The organism is Candidatus Acidiferrales bacterium, from assembly GCA_036514995.1.
Classification (GTDB): domain Bacteria; phylum Acidobacteriota; class Terriglobia; order Acidiferrales; family DATBWB01; genus DATBWB01.
In genome coordinates, this window is record DATBWB010000160.1 from 1 (window position 1) to 5,478 (window position 5,478).

Sequence of the window (5,478 nt, forward strand, 5' to 3'; positions counted from 1 at the left end):
GAAACCCACTTTGTCGAGGTCGAGGGCAATTTCCGCGCCTACAACCTTTTCCGCCACCGGCACACGCCGGAGATTCTGGAGCAGTTGGGCCTCGAGGCCGAAAGTCTGATTTTTACGACGCATCTCCTGCCGGTGCGGCGAGGCATTCTCTCGAGCATCTACGTCTGGCTCCGGGAACGCCGCGAGCGCGATGCTGTGGAAAGTCTCTTTCGTTCTTACTACTCGGGCAAGCCGATGGTGCGCGTGCTCGCTGGCGGCCGGTTGCCCGAGCTGCAATACGTGGTCGAGACAAATTTCTGCGACCTGGGTTTCGCTCTGGATGCGGCGGGAAAGCGCCTGGTGGTTGTCTCGTGCCTCGACAACCTCGGCAAAGGCGCCGCCGGCCAGGCCATCCAAAACATGAACCTGATGCTGGGCTTTGCCGAAGAGAAGGGTCTGCTTTGAGGATTGTGGTCAAGATCGCGGGAGCGCTGCTCGAATCGGCCGAGACCACCCGGCTCATCGCTCGCCAGATTGCCGAGGTCAGCCAGGTTGGCCACGAGGTGCTGGTGCTTCATGGCGGGGGAAAAATCCTGACTTCAACAATGGAACGGCTGGGGCTCGAACCTCGTTTTGTGAACGGCTTGCGCGTCACCGATCCGGCCACGCGCGACGCCGCTCTGATGGTCCTGGCCGGCCTCGTGAACAAGCGCTTGGTGGCCATGCTGGCGAGCGCCGGACAACCGGCGGTCGGGATCTGCGGCGGCGATGGAGATACCTTCCTGGCGGAGAAGATGAGTCTCGGCGGCGCCGACCTGGGTTTTGTGGGCTATCTCACCGGTTGCAATGCGACGCTGCTCGAACTCCTGTGGGTGAACGGCATGGTTCCGGTAGCGGCCAGCATCGCGCCCGGGCGCGACGGCGAATATTACAACATCAATGCCGACCACATGGCCGCCGCCTGCGCCGAGTTTTGCCATGCCGAACGGTTGATCTACCTGACCGACGTAGCCGGAGTGCTCGACGGTTCCGCCGTCCTGCCGCGGATTTCAGCCCGCGATCTGGAGGCGCTCATCCGGACGAGAAAAGTCACGGGCGGGATGGTCTTGAAGCTCGAAGCTTGCCGGCGCGCGCTGCTCTCCGGCGTCGAGCAGGTTTCGATCGTGGGCGGCGCGCAGCCAGGCGCTTTGTCGGACGCTGTGTTCCGATCCGATCCCGAAGCTCCCGGACGGGGCACGCGCGTGGAAGCAGCCGCATGAGACAAACAAAACAGAAATAGAAAAGAGAAAATAGACAAAAGCTCAGCTCTTTTCCAATTTCTAATTTCTATTTTCTGATTCCTGGGGGAGGAACTCCTTTGGCACAAAAAGTCGTTCTTGCTTATTCGGGCGGGCTCGATACTTCGATCATCGTGCCGTGGTTGAAAGAAAACTACCGTTGCGAAGTGATCGCCATGATCGGCGATGTGGGGCAAGAGGAGGACCTTGCCGCCGCCCGCGCCAAGGCGCTTGCCACGGGCGCTTCGCGCGCCTTGGTCGAGGACTTGCGCGAAGAATTTTTGAGCGGCTACATCTGGCCCACGCTCCGGTCGGGCGCCGTGTACGAGCACAAATACCTGCTCGGGACTTCTTTCGCCCGGCCCATCTTGGCCAAACGCCAGGTGGAGATTGCGCGGCAGGTCGGCGCCGACACGGTTGCCCACGGCTGCACCGGCAAAGGCAACGACCAGGTCCGCTTCGAGTTGACCTACCGGGCGCTGGCTCCGGATCTCCGCGTCATCGCCCCCTGGCGCGAGTGGGACATCCAGTCGCGCGAAGACGCTCTGGCCTATGCCGCCAGCCGTGGCGTGCCGGTCACGCAAACCAGGAAGAACCTCTTCAGCCGCGACCGCAACCTCTGGCACCTCAGCCACGAAGGTGGTCCGCTCGAGGACCCGGCATGGGCTCCCGACGAATCGGTCTGGCAATGGACCTGTTCGCCCGAGGAAGCTCCGGACTCACCGGATGAGGTGCGGCTTGAGTTTGAAGAGGGCATTCCGGTGGCGGTGGATGGCCGGCGGTTTGCCCCGGTCGCTCTGCTCGCGGAATTGAACGGCCGGGCGGCGCGGCACGGCATTGGCCGCGTGGACCTGGTGGAAAACCGCTTCGTGGGAATCAAGTCCCGCGGGCTTTACGAAACGCCCGGCGGAACGCTGCTGGTGACGGCGCATCAGGAGCTCGAGGCGCTTTGCCTCGACCGCGAGACGGCCCACTTCAAGCAGCACGTCGCGCTCAAATACGCCGAATTGGTTTATTTCGGCATGTGGTTCACGCCCCTGCGCGAAGCGCTCGACGAGTTCGTCCGGGCAACCCAGCAGACCGTGACCGGGAGCGTCACACTGCGGCTCTTCAAGGGCAATCTGACCGTCGCCGGCCGCACTTCGCCCTATTCCTTGTACTCGCAGGATCTCGCCAGCTTTTCCATGGCGCGCTACAACCCCCGCTTCGCCGAGGGCTTTATCCAACTGCTTGGCCTGCCGCTCGAAGTCCGTGCCCGGCTTCAAGCCCGATTTCAAGCCCAATCTCAAGCTCCTTCTCAAGAATGCCCCGTGCCGGCCCGCCCCGCCGTCGCCGATCAGCCGCGAGTGATGCGGGCAGCGAAGGTGGCGCGATGAGCCCGCCCAAAGAAGGAACAGGAACGGCTTCAGCCCGGGCTGGCCCGGGTGGAATGTGGGGCAGCGGGTTCCGCGCGCCCACCGATCCCGCTTTCTTTGCCTTCCAGCGCTCGTTTGGCTACGATCGCCGGCTCTTGCCCTATGAAATTCGCTCCGGGCGAGCGTGGGCGGAGGCGCTCACACGGGCGGGATTGCTTGCACCCGCCGAGCGCGACCACATCCTCCGGGCGCTCGAGCAACTCGAAGCGGAAATCGCGAGCCATGCCCTCTCGCTCGATGATTCCCCGGCCGAGGACGTCCACGACTTTGTCGAGCGACAACTGGTCGAGCGCGCTGGCGAAACCGGCTACAAGCTCCACACCGGCCGCAGTCGCAACGAACTGATTGCCAACGACCTTCGCCTGTTCGTCCGGGATGCAGCGCAGGAAACAGCGCGTGGGCTGATTGAAACTTCCGACGCGCTGCTCGAGCTTGCCAAAAAATATCCCGAAGCGGCTCTCCCCGGCTACACGCATCTGCGCCCGGCCCAGCCCTTGCTGCTGGCGCATCACCTGCTCGCCTACCTGGAAATGTTCTTCCGCGACCTCAAGAAACTTGAGCAGGCGGCCGAGGAGGCCGATGTGCTCGTGCTTGGCTCAGGCGCGCTGGCCGGCTGCGCCTTCCCCATCGACCGCGCCTTCCTGGCCGAGCGCCTCGGCTTCCGCTCGATTTCGCAAAACAGTCTGGACGCGGTCAGCGACCGCGATTTCCTGCTCAGCTATCTCTTTGCCCTGGGAAGCATCGCCGTCCATTTGAGCCGCGTTGCCGAAGATTGGATTTTGTTCTCGACGGAAGAATTTGGGTTCGTCCGCTTGCCCGACTCCTTCACCACCGGGAGCAGCCTGATGCCCCAGAAAAAGAACCCTGACCTCTGGGAACTGGCGCGGGGCAAGACGGCACGGGTCCTGGGCAGCCTGGTGGGACTCTTCACGCTCTTCAAGGGCTTGCCGCTCGGCTATCAAAAAGATTTGCAGGAGGACAAGGAAGGATGCTTTTCGGCGCACGACACCGTGCGCGACCTGCTCGCGGTGCTGGCCCCGGCGCTGCGCGTCACCGAGTTTGACACCGCCCGCATGGCTACTCTGGCCAATCGCGAAAGCCTGCTCTCGACCGACATGGCCGATTACTTGGTCCGCCGCGGCGTGCCCTTCCGCTTGGCGCACCGCATCATCGCCGATCTGGTCGCGGATGCGCACCGCGCCGGCCGGAGCGTTCTGGCCACGCCACTCGAGGAGCTGAAGCGCCTCTCGCCGGCATTCGAGGCTGATTTCTACGACGCGATTTCACTCGAGCGCTCTCTCGCCGCCCGCAACCTGCCCGGCGGCACCGCTCCCGAGCAGGTACGCGCCGCGCTCGAACGCGCTACCCAAGAACTGGCCCGCTTGGCAAAGGAGATGCGATGAGGATTCGCGGCGCGCGCCTGCCTGACGTTCAGGCGATCCATGCCCTCATGGAAAGATTCGTTGCCCAAGGGATCCTCCTCCCGCGCTCGGTCGAAGCCATCGAGCGCGCCCGGGAACATTTTCTCGTCGCGGTCGAGAACCAGAGGGTAGTGGGCTGTGTCTCGCTGGATGTCTATGGGGCCCACGAGCCTGCTTCGCGTGAGCTGGCTGAGATTCGGTCCCTGGCCGTAGCCGCTGACTTTCAAGGCAATGGCCTGGGCGCCCGGTTGGTCGCGGCGGCGATGAAGAAAGCCAAGAAACTCAAAATCGCGCGCGTCTTCGCCGTCACTCATTCCCTTGCCTTTTTTGAAAAACAGGGTTTTGTGGCAACCGCCCTTGCCGACCTGCCGGAAAAGATCGAGCGGGATTGTTGCCGGTGCCTGCGCCAGGGGTGGTGCGGCCAGCAGGGAGCGATGATGGTTCTTCAACCAACCCAGACGGCAGAATATCATCTTTCGAAATTCGAAAATCGAAACTCGGTTCATGAGACGCCTGATGCGGATTCTCTCAGGGCCGCACTCCCGGCCCTTCCCTCATCATGAAGGTTTTCTATCCTCTCCCTGAAGCCTTGCCTCTGTGCCTCTGTGGTGCATTCCTATGAAACCTGAAGGTGAGCCATCCGCTCTTCCTAAGGGCTATCGCTTCGCCGGAACTGCCTGCGGATTGAAGGCAAGGGGACTTGACCTCGGGGTCATCGTCTCGGATGTGCCGGCCCGGGCAGCCGGTGTCTTCACCCGCAATGAAGTCCAAGCCGCGCCAGTGCTCCTCTGCCGGGATCATCTCTTGCGCAGCAGCGCCCCCAACGGTCGGGGCGGCGTGCGAGCGATTCTCGTCAACTCCGGCAACGCCAACTGTTGCACCGGGCCCGCCGGCCTCGAGGGTGCCCGCGAGTCTGCCCGGCGCCTGGCCCGACTCCTCGGAGCACATCCGCATCAAATCTTGGTCGCTTCCACCGGCGTGATTGGAGTGCCTCTGCCATTCTCGAAGATTTGGAATCATCTGGAGGACTTAACCAGCGGGCTTTCGAACAGCGAAGTAGGAATTAAGAATTTCTCGCGAGCGATTTTGACCACCGACCGCTTTCCCAAAGTTGCCGGCACAGCCTTCCGGGTAGGGGGACAAACCTGTCGCATCCTCGGCTTCGCCAAAGGCGCGGGGATGATTCATCCTCAAATGGCGACGATGCTCGCGTTCTTCCTGACCGATGCCGCGGTTTCTGCCAATGGGCTCCGCCAGGCGCTTCGCCAGGCCTGCGACGCCTCCTTCCATCGCATCGCCGTGGATGGCGACACTTCCACAAACGACTCCGTCTTTCTGCTGGCCAATGGCGCGGCTTGCCCCGTTCCGCACGGAACCGGGGCTTGC

Annotated in this window: 6 protein-coding genes; all 6 read left to right on the forward strand. The window is 62.9% G+C overall.

Going from position 1 to position 5,478, the window contains the following annotated elements; genetic code table 11:
* Window positions 1-444, forward strand: a 444-nt coding sequence (locus tag VIH17_10560) for an Asd/ArgC dimerization domain-containing protein (GenBank protein HEY4683673.1), incomplete at its 5' end; no start/stop codon positions are given.
* Window positions 445-449: 5 nt separating this feature from the next.
* Window positions 450-1,238, forward strand: coding sequence for an acetylglutamate kinase (argB, locus tag VIH17_10565; protein ID HEY4683674.1), 789 nt, complete (start codon window positions 450-452; stop codon window positions 1,236-1,238).
* A gap of 98 nt (window positions 1,239-1,336) precedes the next feature.
* A complete protein-coding gene (locus tag VIH17_10570; protein ID HEY4683675.1) occupies window positions 1,337-2,632 on the forward strand; it encodes an argininosuccinate synthase in 1,296 nt (431 codons plus the stop codon).
* Complete coding sequence (argH, locus tag VIH17_10575) at window positions 2,629-4,074, forward strand: argininosuccinate lyase (protein ID HEY4683676.1); 1,446 nt, start codon at window positions 2,629-2,631, stop codon at window positions 4,072-4,074. Before VIH17_10570 ends, argH begins: the two co-directional genes overlap by 4 nt.
* Window positions 4,071-4,655 (forward strand): GNAT family N-acetyltransferase, encoded by a 585-nt coding sequence (locus tag VIH17_10580; protein HEY4683677.1) that lies wholly within the window; start codon window positions 4,071-4,073, stop codon window positions 4,653-4,655. The genes argH and VIH17_10580 overlap by 4 nt, the downstream gene beginning before the upstream one ends.
* Before the next feature lie 55 nt (window positions 4,656-4,710).
* On the forward strand, window positions 4,711-5,478 hold a 768-nt coding region (locus tag VIH17_10585), incomplete at its 3' end, for a bifunctional ornithine acetyltransferase/N-acetylglutamate synthase (GenBank protein ID HEY4683678.1).

What these genes read in the sequence shown, in the direction of transcription:
- argH (HEY4683676.1), top strand. Translation starts at nt 2,629, where the DNA reads ATGAGCCCGCCCAAAGAAGGAACAGGAACGGCTTCAGCCCGGGCTGGC.
- VIH17_10580 (HEY4683677.1), top strand. Translation starts at nt 4,071, where the DNA reads ATGAGGATTCGCGGCGCGCGCCTGCCTGACGTTCAGGCGATCCATGCC.